The sequence below is a fragment of the Acinetobacter sp. YH01006 genome (assembly GCF_013420445.1).
Taxonomy (GTDB): domain Bacteria; phylum Pseudomonadota; class Gammaproteobacteria; order Pseudomonadales; family Moraxellaceae; genus Acinetobacter; species Acinetobacter pseudolwoffii.
On record NZ_VOYB01000006.1, the window covers coordinates 37,397 to 61,266 of the forward strand.

The window sequence follows — 23,870 nt, forward strand, 5'->3', positions numbered from 1 at the left end:
AATAATATCCGTTGATCTTTAACTATTAGATATCCAGATAATCCAGAATTCCTTCTGCAGCCTGACGGCCTTCCCAGATCGCAGTAACCACCAAGTCAGAACCGCGTACCATGTCACCACCGGCAAAGATTTTTGGATTTGAAGTCTGGAATTTGTATTGCTGCTGTTCAGCAGCAATAACACGCCCCGAACCATCCAGATTAATTTCTACATCGGTGAACCAATCTGCTGGACTAGTACGGAAACCGAAAGCAAGCAGGACTGCATCCGCCGGAAGAATTTCTTCTGAACCCGGAATCGGCTCTGGACTACGGCGACCACGGCTATCTGGCTCACCTAGCTGAGTAGTAATAAATTTCACGCCAGTCACTTTGCCATTTTCACCAACAATCTCGATTGGCTGACGGTTGAATTGAAATTCCACCCCTTCTTCACGTGCATTTTGTACTTCACGGCGTGAACCCGGCATGTTTTCCTCATCACGACGATAAGCACAAGTTACTGTCTCAGCACCTTGACGAATCGAAGTCCGGTTACAATCCATCGCTGTATCACCACCGCCCAGCACAATGACTTTTTTGCCTTGTACGCTGATGTATTCAGCCGGATCTTTTTCCCAGCCTTGGGTACGGTTGACATTGGCAATCAGGAAATCCAGTGCATCAACAACACCATCCAGGTCTTCGCCGGCAAAACCACCTTTCATATAGGTATAGGTGCCCATGCCCATGAATACCGCATCATAATCGGCAAGTAGCTGGTCAATCGTGACATCGGTGCCAATTTCAGTATTGAGACGGAATTCCACGCCCATGCCGGTGAAAATTTCACGGCGGCGTTTCATTACATCTTTTTCCATTTTAAATTCTGGAATACCAAATGTTAAAAGACCACCAATTTCCGGACGTTTGTCAAACACGACGGGTTTTACGCCGGCACGAACCAGAATATCCGCACAGCCAAGTCCGGCAGGACCTGCACCAATAATCGCGACTTTTTTATTGGTCCACTTTACATTGGACATGTCTGGACGCCAGCCCAAAGCAAAGGCGGTGTCATTGATATATTTTTCAGCATTGCCAATGGTGACTGCACCGAAACCGTCGTTCAGGGTACAGGCCCCTTCACATAAACGGTCTTGCGGACAAACACGGCCACAGACTTCCGGCAAGGTATTGGTCTGGTGGCACAGTTCCGCTGCCTGAAACAAACGTCCTTCAGCCACCAGTTTCAACCAGTTCGGAATGTAGTTATGTACCGGACATTTCCATTCACAATACGGGTTACCACAACCGAGACAACGATGGGTCTGGTTCGCAGCAATTTCCGCAGTAAACGGTTTATAAATTTCTACAAATTCTGCTTTGCGGACATCAAGCTCTTTTTTCTCTGGATCTTGGCGTGCGACATCCAGAAATTGAAAGTCATTATGTAGGCGTTCAGCCATGTCTCTCTCCGTGGCTAGAGGTAAAGGCTTTACAGTTGCCTTACCTCTGCCTATATATCTGTTGGTCGTGGAATTATTGTGGATCAGCTTGAGTTGTTTTCAACAGCGTTTGCAAGTTGGCTGCTTTTGGTTTTACCAACCAGAACTTACGGCTATAGAAATCAAACTCATGGCGGATCTTGTACGCCCAAGCACTACCGGTTTCTTTAATATGTTCATCCAAAATGCGACCCAGGAAGGCTTTATGCTCTTCCATCGGTTCGGTGGAAATACGATTCAGCTCAATCAGTTCGTGGTTATAATGATCAACGAAGTCATTATCCAGATCAAGTACATAAGCAAAACCACCAGTCATACCCGCCCCGAAGTTATGTCCGACTTTACCCAGCACGGTCACGATCCCACCGGTCATATATTCACAGCAGTGATCGCCAGCACCTTCGATGACCGCAAATGCGCCCGAGTTACGCACCGCGAAACGCTCGCCTGCCGTACCCGCTGCATATAACTTACCGCCAGTGGCACCATAGAGACAGGTGTTACCAATGATCGCGGTATTTTGGGTCTGGAATGGTGAACCTTTTGGCGGGAAGATCGAAATGCGACCACCGGCCATGCCTTTACCGACATAGTCATTGGCATCGCCTTCAAGGCTGATGTGCAGACCACCGGCGTTCCAGACACCGAGCGACTGACCTGCAGTACCGTTCAGGTGTACTTTCACCGGATGATTTTCCATGCTCAGGTTGCCATAACGGCGGGCAATTTCACCGGATAAACGCGCACCAATCGAACGGTCACAGTTACCAATCGAGAAGTGATACTCACCGCCTGTTCCGGCTTCAATCGCAGGCAGGATTTCCGCCACCATTTTCTCTGCCAGAATCCCTTTATCAAATGGCGCATTGCCTTGAACTTGGCAATACTGCGCTTTACCTTCCGCAGCAGGATGGGATTCCAGTAATTTACTTAAATCAAGATGCGCATGCTTGGCGGTCTCACCCGGCAAGACTTCTAATAAATCTGTCCGGCCAATCAGGTCTTTTAGATGCGATACACCCAGTGCTGCCAACCATTCACGGGTTTCTTCAGCAATAAAAGTGAAGAAATTAATCAGCATTTGTGGCTCGCCAATATAATGCTCTTGACGCAAATGGTCTTGCTGGGTTGCCACACCGGTTGCACAGTTATTTAAATGGCAAATACGCAGGTATTTACAACCGAGTGCAATCATTGGCGTTGAACCAAAGCCAAAGCTTTCAGCCCCTAAAATCGCGGCTTTGACCACATCCAGACCGGTTTTTAAACCACCATCGGTTTGTACGCGAACTTTACCACGCAGGTCATTCACACGAAGGGCCTGATGTGCCTCAGAAAGACCCAGTTCCCACGGTGAACCTGCATGATGAATTGAAGAAAGTGGAGAAGCCGCTGTCCCACCATCATAACCAGAAATGGTAATGAAATCGGCATACGCTTTCGCTACACCTGCCGCAATCGTACCGACACCCGGTTCAGAAACCAGCTTAACTGACACCATCGCCTGTGGGTTAACCTGTTTTAAATCAAAGATCAACTGTGATAAATCTTCAATTGAATAGATATCGTGATGCGGAGGTGGCGAAATCAGGGTAACGCCCGGTACAGAGTAACGTAAACGGGCAATGAGACCATTCACTTTACCACCCGGCAACTGACCACCTTCACCTGGTTTTGCACCTTGCGCGACTTTAATTTGAAGAACTTCTGCAGATGTTAAGTAAGCAGGCGTCACACCAAAACGGCCCGATGCAATTTGTTTGATTTTCGAGTTGCGGATAGTACCGTAACGCGCTGGATCTTCACCGCCCTCACCTGAGTTCGAGCGACCACCAATCGTGTTCATGGCAATCGCAATCGCTTCATGTGCTTCAGGGGACAGTGCACCCAAAGACATGCCGGCAGAGTCAAAGCGAGGCAGGATCTTTTCCACAGATTCCACTTGTTCGACTGGAATCGAATTATCTGTTTTTAGTTTGAACAGGTCACGAATCGTCGCAATTGGACGATTGTTCACCAATTCTGCATATTCTTTAAAATCTGCGTAGTTCCCAGAACGTACTGCTTTATGCAGTGAGTTGATCACGTCTGGGTTAAAGGCATGGTATTCCTTGCCGAATACAAATTTCAGCAGACCGCCCTGATCAATTGGCTTACGATTTTTCCAGGCAATATCCGCCAACTGTTTTTGATCATTTTCAAGATCAACAAAGGTTGCACCCTGAATACGGCTTGGCACACCAATGAAACATGTATCAACCACTTCATTCGACAGACCGACGGCTTCAAATAACTGACCGCCACGATAAGAGGCCACCGTCGAAATTCCCATTTTTGATAGAACTTTCAGTAAGCCTTTCTCAATGCCTTTACGGAAATTGTTTTGTGCATAGATTGGATCACCCAAGAGCTCGCCTTTGGCAACCAGATCATTGATCACGTCATAAGCCAGATATGGATAAATCGCAGTTGCGCCAAAGCCGAGAAGCACTGCGAACTGATGTGGATCACGGGCAAAACCGGTTTCAACAATCAGATTAGCATCGGTACGCAAACCGGTATTAATCAAGTAATGATGCACCGCACCGGTCACCATAAAGGCATTGGCCGGCAAGTGGCCTTCACGAATTTTCTTGTCTGAAAGCATCAGTAAAGTTTTGCCATCACGAATCGCTTGTGCAGCCTCGATGCAAATACGCAGAATTGCGGCTTGTAAACCTTCGGTTTCAGCATAGTTCAAGTCAATATCTGCAATTTCATAACCGGCACGACCCAGCGTACGGATCTGATGCATTTTTGAATTAGAAAGTACAGGACTGGAAATGATCAAGCGGTCTGCATGCTCAGGCCCTTGCTCAAAGACGTTTTGTTCACGACCTAAACAGGTTTCCAGTGACATCACAATCGATTCACGTAGCGGATCGATCGGCGGGTTGGTCACCTGTGCAAACTGCTGGCGGAAATAATCCGACACATGGCGCACCTGACGAGACAAAACCGCCATTGGGGTATCATCACCCATTGAACCTACCGCTTCCTGACCGCTTTCAGCAATCGGACGTAACAACTGGTCACGCTCTTCAAAGGTCACCATGAACATTTTTTGTGCCGCTTTCAGGCCATCGCCTTTTAAGCCTTGATCACATAAATATTCTTCCAGCTCTGGACTACCTTGCAAACGCACAGAATTTTCACGTAACCATTCACGGTATGGACGCATACGTTTCAGATGATTATTGACATCTTGAGTATCCAGCACCTTGCCGGTTTGCGTATCAATGACCAGCATTTGGCCAGGCCCAACACGACCTTTAGAAATCACATCTTCAGGTTGATAACCCCACACGCCAATTTCAGAAGCCAGCGTGATATAACCATTTTTGGTGATGACCCAACGCGCAGGACGCAGACCGTTACGATCCAGCATACAGATCGCATGACGCCCATCCTGAATCACCAGACCTGCAGGACCATCCCAGGCTTCCATATGTTTTGAGTTGAATTCATAGAAGGCACGCAGATCTGCATCAAGCGTTTCCACGTTCTGCCACGCAGGCGGAACCAGCATACGGAGTGCACGGAACAGATCCATACCGCCACCAATCAGAATCTCCAGCATGTTATCCAGGCTCGAAGAATCCGAACCGGTACGGTTCACAATTGGATTCAGTTCAGTTAAACCGGGTAATAACGGATTTTCAAATTTTGGTACACGTGCCATGGCCCAGTTACGATTCGCAGTAATGGTATTGATTTCACCATTGTGTGCCAGGTAACGGAACGGTTGTGCCAACGGCCAGCGTGGCAGAGTATTGGTCGAGAAGCGCTGATGGAAGACCACAATATGCGATTCCAAACGTGGATCTGCCAGATCTGTATAAAAATCTGCAATCGCTTCCGGCATCATCAAGCCTTTATAGCTGATCACCGTTGAACATAAGGTAGTGACATAGAAAGACGTATCATTGCTTAACAACTGCTCTGCACGACGGCGTGCCAGGAATAACTTACGGTTAAATTCAACCTCAGTCACACCCATTGGACAGTTAACAATAATCTGTTCAAATGCCGGCATCGATTGTAATGCAATTTCACCCAATGCATCGACATTGGTCGGAATCACACGCCAAGCTAAAACGATTAGACCTTCAGCTTCAATCTCTTTGTTTAAAACCTGTTTGGCATGAGCAGCAAGCGCAGGATCAAGATTTAGGAATACTGAACCTACAGCAAAGACTTCACTCAAGGTGGTATCACTTAAGCGTTTTGCTTCTTCACGGAAGAATTTTTTTGGCATTGCCAAGAGCAAACCACAACCATCTCCAGTCTTGCCATCTGCGGCAATACCACCACGATGGGTCATACAACTCAAACTATGAATCGCGGTCTTGACGAGATCATGGCTAGCATCACCCTGCATATGGGCAATTAAACCGAAACCACAGTTATCTTTAAACTCATCCGGTTGGTATAAACCTTGAGCGGGAGCTACATTGTTAGGCGATGGCATGTGCATAGCGTACCCTTCTTTCACGAAGCCTCAACAGGCTATTAAACAATCTAAATTTTTCTCTGCGCTGGCGTCTAATGGACTTTCGAAGACCTTCTTGGTAGAGCAAAAGCATTTTTCTTTATTTCTTCAGACTAGTCCTTTTTTAGACTAAATGCATAACAAATAAAGTTTATTCTGCTCATGAATAACATAAAAATCTGGAATAAATATGACATTCACACGGTGTCATCGAATCATTTTTCGCGCTAAAACAGGGAGATTAATTCAATCCATGCACCAATAAAGCAAATTACATGCCAATAAATAGCACATAAATTAAAACCATACAGATGACAAAGCTTTAACAAGGATTACAGGGATACTGGTTATTTTTAATGTTTATTTTTTGCACCAAAAGCGCACATTTCTAATTAGGTCATTTTTTTGGTGCGCTATTTTAGAACGGATTAGTTAAAAGGATCACTAATCTCATTGTTTTGAGGACGGGAATTCCCCCCTTGGTTCGGTCGATTATTATTGTTTTGTGGTTGTGGTGCACCTTCTACAGCACTTTCGGATTTCTGTACATCGAGCACATTGCCGGCGGCATCACGACGCACAATTGTGGTACTGGTGGTCGCATCCGAACTACGCGGTTTAACCTCAGCCTGAGTTTGCTGTCTGAGTCGTACAGATTCATCTACCTTCGGTAAAGGTACGTTTTTCAAGCGAATCTCATACAGCTTTTGATTGCTTGCCAATTCCTCTGAACCCAGATTATTGACCAGACTGACATACTGCTGTATTGGCACCACTTCAGGCTTTACTGAAGCAGGCAAATTTAAATTCAATGTAGATAAGGCCTGATTGGCTTCTGCGGCGGTCTTATACTGACCATACAGCAGCACATATTGTTCTGGCTGATTTTCACCGGATATTCTTAGATAAATAAAATACTTACGATCTGGCTGTTTTTTAAGAAAGCTTTTTAGAATGGCTTCATTACTGACGCGAAATAATTCAATCGCATGCTGTTTTTTCGCCTCATTAACAAATTTGGTGCCGCGAAATTCCGGCTCATGATTGGCATTTACAATGGTGCGCGTATTCAAATCGAGGGGTTTGACCTCGTCAAAAAGCGCACCAAGATGGGTCATTGTCGCTACTTTTTCCGGCTGAATTTGTAATTGAACTTTAGTTTCTGGCTTTTTTTCCACTTCAATTACCGCATCTGAATCAGTAATGGCCCAAAAGATCAAGGCTGCAAATAGACAGCATACACCACAGACCAGCCAGAAATAGTGCTGAACCTTTTGCCAAGGAGTGTGTAATGCTGTCATAAAAACTAAAACCTATGCCTGATTCGCTAAAATTGCCTGTTGCATTCGCTCAAGATCAAAATCCCGAGTAATCACAGCTTTGCCTAATTGTTGCAACAACACCAGACGCAATTGTCCATTCAAGACTTTTTTGTCATGGGCCATATATGCCAGGAAATCATCAAGAGGGATTTTAGGACAAACGATCGGAAGTTTGGCACGAGAAATGATTTTTTTTGTACGTTCCACATCATCCTGAGAAATCCAGCCCATACGCTGTGATAAATCTGCTGCCATCACCATACCGGTTGCCACAGCTTCGCCATGTAGCCAGACCCCGTAACCCATATAGGATTCAATCGCATGACCAAAGGTATGCCCTAAATTGAGTAAAGCACGTTCACCCTGTTCCTTCTCATCATTGGCCACAATTCGGGCCTTATGCGCACAGGAACGGTAAACGGCTTCAGCAAGTAATTCTTTATTACGGTCGACCAGCGCATCCATGTTTTCTTCAAGCCAGACCAGAAATGACTCATCGCCTAGCAGCGCATATTTAATGACTTCAGCCAGACCTGCTGAAAGCTCTCGATCAGGCAAAGTAGAAAGCTGCGACATATCCGCCAGTACCACTTGCGGCTGCTGGAAAGCACCAATCATGTTTTTGCCCAAGGGATGATTAATCCCGGTTTTTCCACCAACACTTGAATCTACCTGCGACAGCAAGGTCGTCGGTACCTGGATAAAGTACACACCGCGCTGGAAACAGGCCGAAGCAAACCCAGCCATATCTCCAATCACACCCCCACCCAACGCAAGTACAGTACAGTCCCGATTAAACCCGGCTTCAAGCAGTGCATCAAAGATCAGATTCAAATGCTGGCTATCTTTGTATTTTTCACCATCAGGCAAAATACAGGTCGCAACACGTTTATCCAGAGCCTCAATTGCAGTTTGATAACGCTGCAAATAGAGTGGTGCAACCGTAGTATTGCTCACAATCATCACTTGCTTGCCCTGAATATAGGGAGCCAATAAGGCCTGTGGATCCAGATCGCTTCCAATAAAAATAGGATAACGACGTTCTCCGAGTTCTACATATAAGGTTTGCATGCTTGATTAACCACTTTATTCAATGAACTTAATTTTTAGGAACAATGAGATTGAGAATCCGCTGCGCCAGATCTCGTGCAGCACCCTGATTGGTCTCAATAATATGATGTGCCACTTCCCGATACAAGGGATCACGAACTGCCAGTAAATCACGCAACTTTTGTTCCGGATTTTCGACTTGAAGGAGAGGACGGTTTTTATCGCGATAGGTACGTTGCAGTTGAATTTCAACCGGCGTATAGAGATAGACAACAATTCCGCGCTGTTTCAGATAATCCCGATTTAAGGTCTGAGTAATGGCACCACCGCCAGTGGCTAAAACCAGATGGGGACGTGAGGTAAGGTCATTAATGACAGCAGTTTCACGGTCACGGAAACCCTGCTCCCCTTCTTTTTCAAAAATCCAGGGAATCGTCGCGCCTGTTTTACGTTCAATTTCATGATCACTGTCTAGAAATTCACGCCCTAACAATTCTGCGAGATGTCGTCCTACTGTTGTTTTACCGGCCCCCATCGGCCCTACCAAATAAATATTTGGCAGGGTTTCAAACTCTTTGCTTGGCAAGGAGTCACCTATTCGTTTTGTTAAATTCAAAATATATTAATGATTTCTTGAAACACTGTCATTAACAATTCGAGGTGTAACGAAAATCAGTAGCTCGGTTTGGTTGGTAGTTTTTGTATTGTTACGGAACAAACCACCAATATATGGTAAATCCCCAAATACTGGTACTTTTTGTGAATTGTTAGTATTTGCATCATCAAAAATACCACCTAAAACTACCGTTTCACCATCACCCATCAAGACATTAGTTTCCAACTCATTGGTATTGATAGATGGGCCATCAGGAGTCATCGCTCCAATAGTATCTTTTTCAATCTTAAGCTCCATCTGAACCTTACCATCAGGTGTAATACTTGGAGTCACTTCAAGTCTTAAATTAGCCGCTTTAAATTCAGTTTTAACCCCTTCAGTAGCACTATAAGATTGATAAGGAATCTCTGTACCACGCAAAATATAAGCCTTCTGCTTATCACCAGTCAGAATTTTAGGAGCAGAAAGCACCTCACCCAGCCCATCTGACTGTAATGCTGTTAATTGTAAATCCAACATATAGTCAGAAATTTTTAATAATCCAAAACTGAATGTACCTGCAGAAGCAGTTCCTAGATTAACCCCTAGATCTAAGCTCGGCGAATAATCTCCCCCCCATACAGTAGAACCTGGAGTATCCAAAGGAATTGGGTTATTTCTTTGCAAGCCCCAACGAATGCCTAAGTCTCGAGAAAAGTTTCTCTCAGCTGTAACTATTCTTGCCTCAACCATAACTTGCTTCACTTGAATATCAAGCAAATCCACCATATTTTTAATTTTATCAATAAATTGCTGAGTATCACTAATAATTAAAGTATTGGTTCGAGCATCTACAGAAATAGACCCTCGTGAACTCAACAAGCTTTCCTTATCCCCAGCACTCGAACCACTTGATGCCCCTTTATTCTGCGTAATCAGTTTTTCGATATCAGCAGCTTTGGCATAATTGAGCTGCATATACTCAGTTTGGATAGGAGCAAGTGCTACACTCTGCTTAATCGCCTTAGCTTCTTCCTCTTCAGCCTTTATCAGCTCTGTAACTGGTGCGATCCAGATCACATTGCCATTGCGGCGTTTATCCAGATTCTTGGTTTTCAGCACAATATCCAGCGCCTGATCCCAAGGTACCTCTTTCAAGCGCAAGGTAATATTACCTTGCACACTATCTGCTGCCACCATATTGATATCGGTAAAATCAGCCAAAAGCTGTAGTACACGACGTACTTCAATATCCTGGAAATCGAGTGAAATTTTCTTGCCGCTATAAGCCACGGCCTTCGGACGTAGCGGACTCTTGGCTTCCGGACGTTTCAAACTGATGGTCAGCTTATTATCCGTTTGATAAGCCATATATTCATAGCTTTCCCCGGACTGGATCGTAATCACACCTGATCCATTTTGATTCACTGCATCCACACTCGACACAGGCGTCGCGAAATCATTCACATTCAGACGACGGGTCAAATGCGTCGGGATCTTCGTGCCTAAGGTTCGAACAATGATTTTAGTCCCCTGCTGCTGTACATCGACCGGGGTGTTGTTGCCTGCCAAGTCAATCACCACCTGACCTTCACCTTGAGCCCCACGCTGGAAACTGATATTGCTAATTCCCTGAGCTGACTGCTGTAATACCGTTTGAGCTGTCGCGACTGGTGTGACTGAATTGATTTTCAGGATAAAGGTATTCCCTTCAACTCGCGTGGTAAAGGCACCAGCATCTGCCAGATTAACAGTCAAACGGGCACGTTGTGCATCCGAAGTCACATCGACCGAACTGGCTTCACGTGTTGCCACCGGAATATTGCTTTGCTTTAAGTTTTGTTGGGCCTGGTCAAAATCTAAAATTAGACGTGAAGGTGATTCTAATTGATAGGCCTGTGGCTGTGGTGGCAAACCATTGAACATCACCCGAATTTCAGTTCCTTGTCCAGGAAGCTGCATAGCTACGATATTGGTCACGGCTACCTGCGCGCTGGCTGCTTGCATCACCGCAATCGCAACAGCACCCATTGAAAACTGACGAAACACACGATTCATTGTATTAGCATCCCCAAAAATAAATTCTTTAATACTCTTATTCATTGTTATTCCCTAAAACTTATGGTGCCGGCCCAATCAGAACCAGACTTCGCGGACGCTCCACATATCCTTCACGGCCATCTGGAATAATCTCAATCAAATCGATCTGCGTTGGTGTAATACCACTCACACGACCATGATTAAGCCCCATATAGCTACCACGCTGTATCCGTTCAATCTCGCCATCCGGTGTCTGGATTAAAGCCAGAATCTGTCCGGCCTGATTACGCATGCTGCCTTTCATGCTCAAGGTTTCCAGAGGATAACTTTCCAGTGGTTGCAATTGACGTGATAAATTTGGATAAACCCGTTTTCCTGCCATAATCTTTAGCTCGGCAGCCAGAGAACTTGGCAGGAAAGGACTTTTGATCTGATGTGCTGCATAGTTGAAGGTTTCAACTGGCATAAAATCGGGTGCAGGTTCAATCGGCAAAGGTGGCTGGTTACGAATATTGGCCATTTCCTGATTGACTGCATCAATACGTGAATCACATCCCAGCAATACCAGTCCAAGCGCTAAAACTGAAGTAATTTTAATCCTATTCATTACTGCGCCCCCTGAGTCGTGCTCGTACCTGCTGAAGAAGCCTCGGCATTGCCCACATAACGATAGGTTTTGGCCTTAACCACATAATCAATCACCGGAATCTCAGACTTTTTCTCTTTATTCTCAGTACCGGTGATGGTGAAATCATGCAAGGTAACAATACGCGACAAGCCTGCAATACTGCTGACAAAAGAACCAAAAGCGTGATAATCCCCAGTCGCTTCAATCGCAATTGGCTGTTCAATAAAGAATTCCTGCTTGATCTCCGGTTCCAGACGGATATTTTTAAATTTCAGACCTGAATTCACCCCACTCAGGTTAATATCTTCGACCAGACCCGGAATTTCAGTTTCCTTCGGCAATTGTTCTAATTGCTGGTTAAAACGTGCTTCCATTTCCTGAAGCTGAATCTGATATTGTTGTAGATTACGTAATTTTGATTCCTTTTCACGAAACTCATTCAGCAGGTTTTGTTCCTGGGCACTGGCTTGTGAAATTGATTCAATCGTACTTCTGGTCAGAGCAAAATAAATCAGCATAAATACCAAGATAACAATAAAAATCCAGCAGCTAATCTTGACTGATAAAGGCCAGCTGCCATAATTATTAGGATCTAGAGTATTGAATTGCTGAAAAAATTTCTCAACTGTCATTTTATTTTTAGGTACAGCCACGGCATCCTGGCTGAACTCATCGAATTTTTCATTACTCATGATGATGCCCCCGGAGTGGTATTGGCTGCTTGCTGTTCTTCATTCAGTACCGGTTCAGCGATCTGATCCAGATCCACAGTCACGGTAAAGCTGCCATAAGACTCTTCAACACGTGGAATAATCGAGCTCGGTGCCTTTTCTTTGGATTCTTCAGCCACCAGAAAGGCATTCATAAAGGCATTTCGGTACCAGGAGGAAGCTTCCAGATTACGCAGTAATTCTGCTACGGTATTTGGACTCTCGGCTCGACCTTCGATGCTAAATTTATCGCCAGTACGCTGAAACTTGGTGATGTACATATTGGCTGGTGTCACCCGTACAATTTCATCAATCAAATGTACCGCGATCGGACGTTGCGTTTGCAAGCCCTGAATCAGCTTCATCCGCTCAACAATGGCATTACGTTGCTCTTGCAAACCTTCTAGCGCTTTTAACTGCACATCCAGATTCTGGTTGGTACTTTGAATCAGCTGATTGGCCTGTTCCTGATCCTGAAGCTTGTGATCATAATAAAACCAGGTTGAACCTGCCGCCGCCAGTCCTAAGAAAAGCGCCCCCACACAGATTGCCACGAATTCATTATTTCTTTTAATTCTTAGCTCATCACGCCAAGGAAGTAAGTTAATCTTTGCCATTAATCAAAACTCCTCAATGCCAAACCACATGCAACCATGAGTGATGACGCGTCATTTTCAATTTTTTTAATATCAATTTGAGGAGAAAAGCCCATTTGCAAAAATGGATTCGCGATCGTGACACGGTAACCGAGTTTTTGTTGTAATAATTTTGCCAGACCTGGAATATTGGCATTCCCGCCGGCCAATAAAATATGATCAATCTCATTAAACTGAGACGATGAAAAGAAGAATTGTAATGACCGCGCTGCCTGTTGCACTACGGCATCCAGGAACGGTTCTAGCACTTCAATATCATAATCATCTGGCAAAGCACGGGTTTTTTTAGCACGCCCGGCTTCTTCAAAAGACAGACCATAACGGTTCTGAATTTCCTGAGTCAGCTGTTTGCCACCGAACACCTGCTCACGGGTATAAATAATTTTGTTGTTCTGCATGACAGACAAGGTGGTCATACTATGTCCAATGTCTAAAATACCGACAGTATTTACCCCCATCGGCAAAGTATCCGAAAACACTTTAAAAGCATTTTCCAGCGCAAAACTTTCTACATCCGCGATCTTGGGTGTCAGTCCGGCAATTTCCAAAACTTCAGAGCGTGCTTCAATATTTTCAATGCGGGTTGCCACCAACAGCACATTGACCCGGTTTGGATTGGCAAGACGGTCAGGCAGAACTTCAAAGTCCAGACTGGCTTCATCGAGTGGGAACGGAATATACTGTTCTGCATCTTCACGAATCTGAACTTCACGCTCATCATTCGACATGTCTGCATCCATCTCGATAGTTTTGGTAATCACCATAGAGGTTGGAATGGCAAAAGCGGCATGATTCGACTGGGTGTTGGCCAAATTAATTGCACGCCCAAGGGCATCCGCGACTGCTTCCGGGTTTAAGACGTTTTTTTCAACAACACTGTTTTCCATTAATGGGACCAAAGCATAGCTCTCTACCCAGTAACGGCTACTTTTTACAGAAAGCTCCAAAACCTTAACAGAAGTCGAACTAATATCAACTCCTATTAACCCCTTATTTGGTTTACGATATAACCTGCGCACAATATAATTCCTATTATTTTTTTGTCCCCAATTAAATCTAACTTACCAATCGATCCGATCTATAATTTTATATAGATACAATAACTCATCTAACAATATGTATATCTAAAGGATATACTGATCGGTAATTAGTTCGCCATTAGCTCTTATTAAAACTTACTTGTTATGAAAAAGCTATCTTGTTCAGGCCTTGTTCACCCATTTTTTTTGATCATTATCATTATCCTGATCTCAATTCCGATGGGTTTCTATGGCATGTATCTCTATATTGCCCCATCTTTGCCTGAAATGTCCACGCTGAAAAAGGCGCCTTTATTAAAGCCTTTACAAGTTTTTAGTTCAGATAATGAATTAATTGCTGAGTATGGTGGCAAGCTTTCTGTTCCCGTGAAATATGAACAAATTCCATCCGAGTTTATTCATGCTTTCCTCGCCGCTGAAGATTCCAGCTTTTTTGAGCATAGCGGAATCAGTTTTAAAAGCTTAGGCCGCGCAGTCAGTGAAAGTATCACCGGTTCGGATGTGCAAACCGGTGGTTCCACTATCACCATGCAGGTGGCGAAAAACTATTATCTCAGCCCCGAACGAACACTCAAGCGTAAACTGACTGAAATTTTTCTGGCCCGTAAGATTGAGCAAAGCCTAACCAAAGAAGAAATTCTGACACTGTATGTGAATAAGATCTTCTTGGGTAAAAATGCCTACGGGATCGCAGCAGCAGCCAAAATTTACTATAACAAGAGTTTAGAAGAACTTTCGATTGCGCAAATGGCCATGATTTCAGGCTTACCTAAAGCGCCTTCTCGATATAATCCGGTGGCCAATCCCAAACGTGCTCTCGAACGTCGCAACTGGATTTTAGGACGTATGCTGCAACTGGGTTATCTGAACCAGAGTCAGTATCAACAAGCGATTGCTGAACCCATCAATCTGGATATGCCTGACCGCAGTACCCGCAATAAATTCCCGTATGTCGGTGAGATGGTGCGTTCTGAACTGGTACAACACTTTGGCGAACAGGCGGTAGATTCTGGCTACAAGGTCTATACCACCATCCATAGTGAACGCCAGACCTATGCAGAACAGGCGGTACAAGAGGGTCTGGAAGCTTATGACCGTCGACATGGCTGGCGTGGTGCTGAAGCACATGATCAACCGCTGGAAAATTTCCGTGCCTATGCCAACACCTACCCTGCTCAAGTGACCAAGATTGGCAATTCCAGTTTTGAAGCGTTGATGCAGGATGGCACCACGGTAACTGTACCGTGGTCCGGTATGTCTTGGGCGCGCCCCTTTCGCAATGTCAACAGTGTAGGTGGTGCGCCTAGCAAAGCTTCCGAGATTGTCAAAGTCAAAGATATTATACGTTTACGACCGAATCAGAATAAAACCTCGTGGTCGCTGGTACAAATTCCAAATGTGCAAGGACAGTTGATTGCCATCAATCCAAATAATGGTGCAATTGAAGCCATTGTGGGCGGATACAACTTTTATCAGTCGAAATTTAACCGTGCAATCCAGGGCTGGCGTCAACCCGGCTCTACGATTAAGCCTTTTGTTTATGCACTGGCTTTAGAACGAGGCATGACACCGCATACCATGGTGAATGATGCGCCAATTACCATTGGCAAATGGACACCTCGTAATTCAGATGGCCGTTATCTGGGGATGATCCCGCTACGCCGTGCACTTTATCTTTCGCGCAATACCGTTTCAGTGCGTTTATTACAGGCTGTCGGGATTGAACGTACCCGTCAGCTGTTTATGGATTTTGGGTTACAGGACAATCAGATTCCGCGTAACTACACCATCGCACTCGGCACGCCTCAGGTTCTGCCGATTCAGATGGCGACAGGTTATGCGACTTTTGCCAACGGTGGTTACCGGATCCAGCCACATTTCATTACCCGTATTGAAGATGCCTATGGCCATACCATTTTTGAGGCTCAGCCTGAATATGCGTGTATTTCCTGTATCAATACCGAAGAAGAACCTGCTCAACCGGCCGACACCATGACCGCAGATGATGAAGCGATTGCAATCAACAATACAAGTCTAGAACAGAAACAGGCTGCACCCAAAGTCTCTGCTGAAGACAGTAATTATCGTCAGGCACAGCGTATTTTAAAATCCAGCTCTGCCTATGACATGGCCAATATTCTGCGTGATGTGATTCAGCACGGTACCGGCCGTGCGGCCTTAAGAATCGGGCGAAATGATATTGGGGGCAAAACCGGAACCACAAATGACGCCAAAGATGCCTGGTTCGCAGGGTTCAATGGCAAACTGGTTACCATCACCTGGGTCGGCTTTGACCAGCCTAAAACCTTGGGACGCCGTGAATATGGTGGTGTGGCAGCCTTACCGATCTGGACCGACTTTATGGGCAATGCCTTAAAAGGTCAGCCAGAAGCATGGGTGCGTTTAGACCGTAATGCCAAGGCACCAGTGAATCGAAGCAAGGCAGTTCAGGGTGATGAAGCGCAGAATGATCCGTCTTCACCACCAATGGCCACTGCACTTTACCGCCCGGCACCTGTGGTCGTCCCGAAACGGACAGAAACGGATTTCGAAGATCTGCCAGGACAGGAAATCGCTGTGCCAGATGCTGCTGAAACAACCGCTCCGCCAGAACAGCCGCTTCAACCAAGCAAAGTGGACGCTTTAGAAAACCTGATTCAAGAAGTGCAATAACCACAACCGACAAACTAGTATAAAAAAGCCCTCAACAATGAGGGCATTTTTATCGGTGAATTTTTATTTTTTCTGAAACAGATAGATCTGATATTGCGCCAGCAATTTAAACTGATCCTGCTGTTCAAGTACCAGACGGCGTTCAGGTTTGGCCTTGTAAGCATATGGCGTCATAGCAATCAGGTTTTTTAAATCTATCTGTGGCAAAGTCATCGGGGCATCAATCACCTGCTCACTGAGCAGATCAAATTCATCTTGCAGTTGCTCAACAAACTTTTGCGGTTCGTGGGGTTTCACTTCTTCAAAAAGTGCCTCACGCATCGCATATAAATGCTGTGGCGCAGGTGTCACCACCATTAAATAACCTTCAGCTTTTAAAACCCGTAAAATTTCCTGTTTTGGGATCGGACTGAACAGGCTGGTACACATATCAATCGACCCATCCAGCACTGGTAAAGTCGCCCCGGTTCCTACGACCCAGGTGATATTTTTATTGAGCTTGGCCGCGACCTGAACGGCATTTTTGGCAATATCCACCCCGACGCATTGCAGCACTTCAGTCTGCATGGCATCAGTATAGTAGCCTTCACCACAACCAATATCTAAAAGATTTTCAATACGCAGCTCTCGCAGCTTCTCCACCACGGCCTGTTGCAAAGGCGCATAATGACCCGCACTCAAAAATGCACGACGTGCCTGGACGGACTCAGGCGTATCCCCAGGATTTTTACTGTGTTTATGTTGCACCACATGCAGGTTCACATAGCCTTGCTTGGCCACATCGTAGCTATGATGATTCTCACATCGCCATGTTCTTTCATTTAAGCTCAACTGCTGGCGACAGACTGGGCACATGAGTAAATTCATCATTCTCTCCAAAACAAAAAAGCCGGCCTGCGCCGACTTTTTTCAATGCATCTCTTAACGCAATTTTAAGGTCATTAGACCCAAAACCACCAGCATAATTGTAATAATCCAGAAACGAATGACGACTTGAGTTTCACGCCAGCCTTTCTTTTCATAATGATGATGCAGCGGTGCCATCAGGAACACGCGTTTATTGCGCATTCTTAATGAACCAATCTGCAAGAATACTGAAATCGCTTCGACCAAGAATACACCCGCCATAATCGCAAAGACGATTTCCTGACGTACCATCACAGCAATCGTCCCCAACATCGCACCCAGCGATAAAGCACCGACATCACCCATAAATACTTGGGCTGGATGGGCGTTATACCAAAGGAAAGCCAGACCCGCTCCGATCATGGCAGCACAGACCACCACCAGTTCAGACGAATATTTTACATAAGGAATATGCAGATAATTGGCAAAGCGCACGTCACCGGCCAAATAGGCAAATACGCCCAAACCTGTAGCAACCAGCACGATTGGCATGATTGCCAGACCATCCAGACCATCAGTCAAGTTCACGGCATTGGAGGCACCGTTAATCACGAAATAGGTAAAGATAATAAAACCAATGCCCAATGGGATCATCGATAATGGAATGCTTAGGTCTTTAAAGAATGGAATCAGCAGATCCAGCATATTCGCGGTATGCACCGGATTGGTCTGTTGCTGTGCAATGACATACAAAGCAATACCAGCACCCAAAGAACCAACTGAAGTCCAGAAGAATTTTTTCTTCGCAGGCAAACCCGCATTGTCTTTATAACGGATTTTAATCCAGTCATCGGCCCAGCCAACGGCACCGAAGATGACCATCACACCCAGCACAATCCAGACATAAGGATTGGAAAGATCTGCCCAGAGTAGAGTTGAGATACCAATCGAAAGCAGGATCAGCACCCCGCCCATGGTCGGCGTGCCCATTTTCTTGGCATGGTTTTCAGGAGCATACGAGCTGACTGCCTGACCATATTTCAGCGCCTGCAGCTTGCGAATCATCACAGGACCAAGCACCAGACCGATGGTCAATGCCGTCAAGACACTGAGCAAAGCACGTAAAGTTAAATAACGAACCACCTGAAACGTGCTGTCAAAGCCCGCCAAATGTTCAAAGAGCCATAACAGCATTTAGAGTTTCTCCATCAATGCAGCCATCAATGTTTCCATATGGGTAAAACGCGACCCTTTAAATAGAAATGACATCGGCTGAGGTTGATGTGTTTTAATCAAATCAATTAAAAACGGTAAGGCCTGCTCCTGATTCAGGAAAGCCTGCATTTTTTTACTATATTGTGTACTACGAGCACCTTCTTGTGCTGCCGGAGCAAATTCACCCACAGCCACCACAAAATTAATGCCTTTCACCGAGACCAGATCCCGACCGAGCTTGTAATGCTCGATTGCGGCAGATGAACCGAGTTCACCAATATCGCCGGTGACCATCACCCGGATGCCCTGCTGCTGCGCTAGAACTTCAGCCGCTGCACGCATCGAACCCGGATTGGCATTGTAGGTGTCGTCAATAAATAAATAGTCTTTGTGCGGAATAAAGTTCAGACGACCTTTAGCACCGACTGCCTGTTCCAGACCAGCCACGATATCATCAAGACCAATACCGATCGCCAAGGCGAAAGCTGCTGCTGCGGTCGCATTTTCGACATTATGCTCACCGGCAAACGGCAACTGAACTGTTTTCGAGCCTTGCGCTGTATTCAGGGTAAAGGTTGATGATTGCGCATCCAATACCACGTCGCTGGCATACACATCCCCACCAGCACCAAAACTCAAGCTTTTTTCAGTTGTTACTGCGGCATGAATGGTTTCAGCAAAATCATCTGCAGCAGGAATAATTGAGGTTTCAGAGATATGTGCATAAATCTCAGATTTTGCACGGCAAATTCCGTCACGACCGCCAAATTCACCTAAATGTGCCGTCCCAATATTAATGATCCCAGCCACATGCGGCTGCACCATTTTCGAGGTGTAATCAATTTCGCCCTGATGACTGGCACCCAGCTCCATCACTGCATACTGATGTTCGGGACGTAATTCGAGCAACATCACCGGTACGCCGAGGTCATTATTCAGGTTGCCACGCGTGATCAGTGTCGGCGCAAGACGAGACAAGATGCTCCCCAGCATTTCCTTGGTGGTGGTCTTGCCACTGCTGCCGGTCAAGGCAATGACTTTGAGCTGAGAATTCTGCTGACGACGGTATGCGCCTAACCGCCCTAGTGCCAAACGGGTATCGTCTACGACAAGCTGGCAGATATCGATATCGAGCGGTCGACTGACGATCGCAATCTGACAGCCGCTTGCTGCTACTTGTGCCACAAAATCATGGGCATCAAAGCGCTCGCCTTGCAGCGCAAGGAAAGCATCCCCTTGTTCAGCATCACGCGAATCGGTCAGAATACGTTTGATGGCGTCTGCCGGTTTTTTATTATTGAGCCAATTGCCTTGAGTCGCTTGTTCAAGCTGTTCTGCTGTCCAAGGTGCAAGTGGCACGGTACTGGTTGTTGAGGTATGCATATATGAATCCTAATACGCTGGATAAGCTGAATCTGCGCTGTGATGCTGGGCATCAATCGCGGCTTGCACTTCGACCACATCATCAAACCAGTGACGTACACCATCAATTTCCTGATAATTTTCGTGACCTTTGCCTGCAATCACCACGATGTCCCCTGCCTGCGCGTGTTTAACGGCAAACTTGATCGCTTCACGACGGTCATGAATTTCATGGTAGCTTTTGCCTAAAAAGTCGATGCCATTTTTCATATCGGCAAAAATTTGTGCAGGATCTTCGGTTCGCGGGTTATCGGAAGTCAAGACCGCAATATCCGAACCTTCTAATGCTGCTTGGGTCATGAGTGGACGCTTGCCGCGGTCACGATCGCCGCCACAGCCAAAGACTGCCCAGAGATTTTGTGAAACATGACGTTTTAAAGTGATGAGAACCTGAGTCAAGGCATCAGGCGTATGCGCATAATCCACTACAAATAGGCGCTCGCCATCACGCAGCACCTGCATCCGGCCTGGTGCACCTTTGAGCTGTGGCACAGTCACAATCAAGCTGTTTAAATCAAATCCGGCCTGCTCTGCCATGATCAGACTGGCGACCAGATTTTCAATATTGAAATGTCCAAGCAGCGGACTGTTAACAACATATTCAGCAGAAGCAGTTTTCAGCTTAAAGGTCGCACCTGAAATGCTGTATTGAATATCCTGAACCTGATAATCCGCAGCTTGACGGGTTGAATAGGTCAAAATTTCTGGCTGTGAGGGATTGTTGCGCGCTGCATCAATCATGATATGAGCATGCGCATCATCCAGGTTGATGACAGCCACTTTTAAACTTTCAAATTTAAATAAAGCAGATTTGGCTTCTGCATAGGCTTGCAGCGTCCCGTGATAATCCAGATGATCGCGACTTAAATTACTATAGCCCGCAATCTCGATATCACAGCCATTCAAGCGACCTTGCTCCAGACCATGCGAACTGGCTTCAATCGAGGCAAATTTAGCACCGGCTTGAGCATAAACATGTAAAGCATTTTGCAATTGCAAAGCATCGAGCGTGGTATGCGACGAGGCTTCCAGATTTGGTAAAATCCCGTTACCTGTCGTCCCCATCACTGCACAAGCTTTGCTTTGCAACATGAACAATTCCGCAACCAAACGTGAAATCGTGGTTTTACCATTGGTACCAGTCACTGCAAGAATACCTGCAGCCTGAACAGGTTGGCTGGCTTGTAAGTATTGTTTTTGCCACTGTCCCATCAAATGTCGGACATTAGCAACCACCAGATTGGGTGAGATATCCAATTCGATTTCAGAAATCACCGCTAAGGCACCCTGCTCTAAAGCTTTTTGTGCAAATACTGCCGTTTTTTCTGGTTGTGACAGACTGGTCAGGGCAATAAAAATTTGCCCTGCCTTAACTTTACGGCTATCCAGTTCGAAACCCTGAAAGGCTTGGGTCATCCATTCAGCAGTATCCTGAACGGCGTAGAGATCTTTAAATGTAATAGACATTGATCACCTATTTACTGGACTTTGGGAGATTCTAAAGGTTTGTCCAGAGGGACATTTAGCAGACGCAAGGATTCCTGCATCACGCGTGCAAATACCGGTGCCGATACCGTACCACCGTAATAGGTGCCTTGCGGATTTTCGACCACCACCACCATGGCAATACGCGGATCACTCACGGGCGCTACGCCAGCAAACAAAGCCCGATATTCATTGGTAGAATAGCCTTTACGATCGGCACGCAGTTTATGCGCAGTACCGGTTTTCCCTGCCACACGATAACCCGGAATTGTCGCGCGCGTGGCGGTACCGCCAGGCAGAGTTGCTACTTCCAGCATAAGCAAGACCTGATCTGCAATATTGGCATCAATCATTTGCTCACCCTGCGGCTGTTCTTCCAGCTTGTACAGGCTCAGCGGCATTCTCACACCCTTATTGGCCAGCATGGCATAAGCATCCGCCATTTGCAGCACAGTAGCATTCAGACCATAACCATAGGACATGGTTGCCACTTCTGACACATTCCATTTACTTGGTGGCAAGATCAGACCGGCACTTTCACCCGGGAATTTTACTGCTGAGCGTGAGCCAAAACCCAAGCGTTTATAGAAAGTAGGTAGAGTTTCATACGGCAAAGACAAGGCCAGTTTGGCGACACCCACGTTCGAAGATTTCTGGATAATACCGCCCAGTGTTAACTGACCATAGTTATGCGTATCACGAATGGTGTGATTGCCAATTCGCATACTGCCCGGTGTGGTGTTGACCACTGAATTGGCCGTATATTTACCACTTTCCAGAGCCATTGCCACAGTGAAGGGCTTCATGGTCGAACCCGGTTCGAAGGAATCCACTGCACCACGGTTACGCATGGCATCCTTGTTCAGCAGACCATTTTTATCATTCGGGTTATATGATGGCCAAGATGACAAGGCCAGAATTTCCCCGGTTTTTACATCGACCGCAATCGCAGTCGCAGAACGGGCATTATTGGCCACACCTGCCGCAGTCAATTCACGGTACATAATATATTGCAGACGCGAGTCAATACTCAGGGTGATATTCTCGCCCGGCTCGACTTCTTTAATCACTTCCGGCTCTTTAACCCGGTTGCCTTTTTTATCCCGGATAATCTGCTGCTCACCATCTTCACCTGCCAGACGGGTATTGAGCTGCATTTCCAGACCTTCAATCCCGGTGCCTTCACTATTGGTCAGACCAATAATCTGTGAATTGGGCTGTGGCTGCGGATAATAACGTTTGTAATTTTTCTCGGTATACACGCCTTGAAAATTACGCTTCATGATCAGTTCGGCCTGTTGTGGCGGAACTTCTTTTTTCAGGATCAGATAACGAGAACGCGGGCGTTCTTGCATTTTTTTGCGTAGTTCTGCCCGATCCATACCGACTGCATCGGCCAGTTCATCCAGATTCAGGTTTTTATCCGGCAACTGGCGTTTCAGCTTGCGGCTATCTGGCTCTTTTTCTAGTGCCAATATGGTCTCGTCATAGAGTTTTTTATTGTCAAAATAGTCACGTGGATCAATCACGATTTTCATGATCGGCGTACTGATCGCCAGCGGCACCCCATTACGGTCATAAATCACGCCACGCATGGCCTTGATGGTATTGGTTCTTAAAATATTGGCATTGGCTTTATTTTGCAAAAAATCCTTATTGATAATCTGCACATAGAAGGCCCGGCAAATCAGTGTAATAAAACACAGCAACACCACCGCCCACATGATATAGAAACGATTGATATACACATTTGAGGCGTTTTTGTCGGTAACTGATTGTTTTTTACGTACCGCTTGCTTCTTTCTTTTGTCTATCATGTCCGAGCGCTAGCCTTATTTTTTCTCATCTGAAGTTTGTGGTAAAGAAATGACGACACTTTGTGAAACCGGGGGAGAATACATGCGCAGCTGGGTGACAGCACGTGTGCCAATCTGCGCAGTTGCACCAAAAGTTTGCTGTTCAATTAACAAACGCCCCCAATCTGCATTCAGGTCATCACGCTCACGCAGATAAGTGCTCAGTTTTCTGGTGTCCTGACGATATTCAAACACCTGAAATACCACAAAGACTGCACTGATGAAGACCATCAGTATCAAGACGAGATAGATGCTAGCTTGTTTAAGCCATAACTTTTCTGTTTTTTTATCAACCACTTCAGTTTTCATGATGTG

General features: G+C 45.8%; 17 protein-coding genes. 1 reads left to right on the forward strand and 16 read right to left on the reverse strand.

Features of this window, described 5'->3' with window-relative positions; translation table 11 throughout:
* Positions 1–25: 25 nt before the first annotated feature.
* The 10 genes from FTT73_RS07120 to FTT73_RS07165 form a co-directional block, all read right to left on the reverse strand.
* Positions 26–1,447 (reverse strand): FAD-dependent oxidoreductase, encoded by a 1,422-nt coding sequence (locus tag FTT73_RS07120; protein WP_180191211.1) that lies wholly within the window; start codon positions 1,445–1,447, stop codon positions 26–28.
* Between the two features lie 73 nt (positions 1,448–1,520).
* Positions 1,521–5,996, reverse strand: coding sequence for a glutamate synthase large subunit (gene gltB, locus FTT73_RS07125; protein WP_180191212.1), 4,476 nt, complete (start codon positions 5,994–5,996; stop codon positions 1,521–1,523).
* Positions 5,997–6,445: 449 nt separating this feature from the next.
* Positions 6,446–7,318 (reverse strand): hypothetical protein, encoded by an 873-nt coding sequence (locus FTT73_RS07130; protein WP_180191213.1) that lies wholly within the window; start codon positions 7,316–7,318, stop codon positions 6,446–6,448.
* 12 nt (positions 7,319–7,330) lie between these two features.
* The gene (gene aroB, locus FTT73_RS07135) at positions 7,331–8,410 is read right to left on the reverse strand and encodes a 3-dehydroquinate synthase (protein ID WP_180191214.1); all 1,080 of its coding nucleotides are present in this window, start codon (positions 8,408–8,410) and stop codon (positions 7,331–7,333) included.
* A 28-nt stretch (positions 8,411–8,438) separates the two neighbouring features.
* Complete coding sequence (gene aroK, locus FTT73_RS07140; protein ID WP_180077591.1) at positions 8,439–8,975, reverse strand: shikimate kinase AroK; 537 nt, start codon at positions 8,973–8,975, stop codon at positions 8,439–8,441.
* Positions 8,976–9,011: 36 nt separating this feature from the next.
* Positions 9,012–11,087, reverse strand: coding sequence for a type IV pilus secretin PilQ family protein (gene pilQ / locus FTT73_RS07145; RefSeq protein WP_180191215.1), 2,076 nt, complete (start codon positions 11,085–11,087; stop codon positions 9,012–9,014).
* A gap of 16 nt (positions 11,088–11,103) precedes the next feature.
* The gene (locus FTT73_RS07150; protein WP_005094322.1) at positions 11,104–11,631 is read right to left on the reverse strand and encodes a pilus assembly protein PilP; all 528 of its coding nucleotides are present in this window, start codon (positions 11,629–11,631) and stop codon (positions 11,104–11,106) included.
* On the reverse strand, positions 11,631–12,344 hold the full coding sequence (locus tag FTT73_RS07155; protein WP_005094323.1) for a type 4a pilus biogenesis protein PilO: 714 nt from the start codon (positions 12,342–12,344) through the stop codon (positions 11,631–11,633). The genes FTT73_RS07150 and FTT73_RS07155 overlap by 1 nt, the downstream gene beginning before the upstream one ends.
* Complete coding sequence (locus tag FTT73_RS07160) at positions 12,341–12,979, reverse strand: PilN domain-containing protein (RefSeq protein ID WP_005094324.1); 639 nt, start codon at positions 12,977–12,979, stop codon at positions 12,341–12,343. Before FTT73_RS07160 ends, FTT73_RS07155 begins: the two co-directional genes overlap by 4 nt.
* Positions 12,979–14,037, reverse strand: a complete 1,059-nt coding sequence (locus FTT73_RS07165) for a pilus assembly protein PilM (protein ID WP_005168888.1) — start codon at positions 14,035–14,037, stop codon at positions 12,979–12,981. The genes FTT73_RS07160 and FTT73_RS07165 overlap by 1 nt, the downstream gene beginning before the upstream one ends.
* A gap of 165 nt (positions 14,038–14,202) precedes the next feature.
* On the opposite strand from FTT73_RS07165, the gene ponA reads away from it, so the two are divergent.
* Positions 14,203–16,731, forward strand: coding sequence for a penicillin-binding protein PBP1a (gene ponA / locus FTT73_RS07170; RefSeq protein WP_180191216.1), 2,529 nt, complete (start codon positions 14,203–14,205; stop codon positions 16,729–16,731).
* 63 nt (positions 16,732–16,794) lie between these two features.
* Here ponA and FTT73_RS07175 read toward each other — a convergent pair whose 3' ends face one another.
* From FTT73_RS07175 to ftsL, 6 genes are read right to left on the reverse strand one after another with little or no spacing between them, the layout of a single operon-like run.
* Positions 16,795–17,598 carry a putative RNA methyltransferase gene (locus FTT73_RS07175; RefSeq protein WP_180191217.1) on the reverse strand — a complete coding sequence of 268 codons (804 nt, stop codon included), beginning with the start codon at positions 17,596–17,598 and terminating at the stop codon, positions 16,795–16,797.
* A gap of 54 nt (positions 17,599–17,652) precedes the next feature.
* Positions 17,653–18,771 carry a phospho-N-acetylmuramoyl-pentapeptide-transferase gene (gene mraY, locus FTT73_RS07180; RefSeq protein ID WP_180191218.1) on the reverse strand — a complete coding sequence of 373 codons (1,119 nt, stop codon included), beginning with the start codon at positions 18,769–18,771 and terminating at the stop codon, positions 17,653–17,655.
* Positions 18,772–20,175: a UDP-N-acetylmuramoyl-tripeptide--D-alanyl-D-alanine ligase gene (gene murF, locus FTT73_RS07185; protein ID WP_180077601.1), complete on the reverse strand. Its 1,404-nt coding sequence runs from the start codon at positions 20,173–20,175 to the stop codon at positions 18,772–18,774.
* 9 nt (positions 20,176–20,184) lie between these two features.
* Positions 20,185–21,681, reverse strand: a complete 1,497-nt coding sequence (locus tag FTT73_RS07190; RefSeq protein WP_180077603.1) for a UDP-N-acetylmuramoyl-L-alanyl-D-glutamate--2,6-diaminopimelate ligase — start codon at positions 21,679–21,681, stop codon at positions 20,185–20,187.
* Positions 21,682–21,692: 11 nt separating this feature from the next.
* Positions 21,693–23,516 (reverse strand): penicillin-binding protein PBP3, encoded by a 1,824-nt coding sequence (gene ftsI / locus FTT73_RS07195; RefSeq protein ID WP_005094342.1) that lies wholly within the window; start codon positions 23,514–23,516, stop codon positions 21,693–21,695.
* A 15-nt stretch (positions 23,517–23,531) separates the two neighbouring features.
* Positions 23,532–23,864 (reverse strand): cell division protein FtsL, encoded by a 333-nt coding sequence (gene ftsL, locus FTT73_RS07200; protein WP_005168901.1) that lies wholly within the window; start codon positions 23,862–23,864, stop codon positions 23,532–23,534.
* Positions 23,865–23,870 lie beyond the last annotated feature (6 nt).

Bases quoted from the DNA above. Each gene is read 5' to 3' on its own strand.
- FTT73_RS07120 (WP_180191211.1), bottom strand. From the start codon at position 1,447: ATGGCTGAACGCCTACATAATGACTTTCAATTTCTGGATGTCGCACGC.
- gltB (WP_180191212.1), bottom strand. From the start codon at position 5,996: ATGCCATCGCCTAACAATGTAGCTCCCGCTCAAGGTTTATACCAACCG.
- FTT73_RS07130 (WP_180191213.1), bottom strand. From the start codon at position 7,318: ATGACAGCATTACACACTCCTTGGCAAAAGGTTCAGCACTATTTCTGG.
- aroB (WP_180191214.1), bottom strand. From the start codon at position 8,410: ATGCAAACCTTATATGTAGAACTCGGAGAACGTCGTTATCCTATTTTT.
- pilQ (WP_180191215.1), bottom strand. From the start codon at position 11,087: ATGAATAAGAGTATTAAAGAATTTATTTTTGGGGATGCTAATACAATG.
- FTT73_RS07150 (WP_005094322.1), bottom strand. From the start codon at position 11,631: ATGAATAGGATTAAAATTACTTCAGTTTTAGCGCTTGGACTGGTATTG.
- FTT73_RS07155 (WP_005094323.1), bottom strand. From the start codon at position 12,344: ATGAGTAATGAAAAATTCGATGAGTTCAGCCAGGATGCCGTGGCTGTA.
- FTT73_RS07160 (WP_005094324.1), bottom strand. From the start codon at position 12,979: ATGGCAAAGATTAACTTACTTCCTTGGCGTGATGAGCTAAGAATTAAA.
- ponA (WP_180191216.1), top strand. From the start codon at position 14,203: ATGAAAAAGCTATCTTGTTCAGGCCTTGTTCACCCATTTTTTTTGATC.
- FTT73_RS07175 (WP_180191217.1), bottom strand. From the start codon at position 17,598: ATGAATTTACTCATGTGCCCAGTCTGTCGCCAGCAGTTGAGCTTAAAT.
- mraY (WP_180191218.1), bottom strand. From the start codon at position 18,771: ATGCTGTTATGGCTCTTTGAACATTTGGCGGGCTTTGACAGCACGTTT.
- murF (WP_180077601.1), bottom strand. From the start codon at position 20,175: ATGCATACCTCAACAACCAGTACCGTGCCACTTGCACCTTGGACAGCA.
- FTT73_RS07190 (WP_180077603.1), bottom strand. From the start codon at position 21,681: ATGTCTATTACATTTAAAGATCTCTACGCCGTTCAGGATACTGCTGAA.
- ftsI (WP_005094342.1), bottom strand. From the start codon at position 23,516: ATGATAGACAAAAGAAAGAAGCAAGCGGTACGTAAAAAACAATCAGTT.
- ftsL (WP_005168901.1), bottom strand. From the start codon at position 23,864: ATGAAAACTGAAGTGGTTGATAAAAAAACAGAAAAGTTATGGCTTAAA.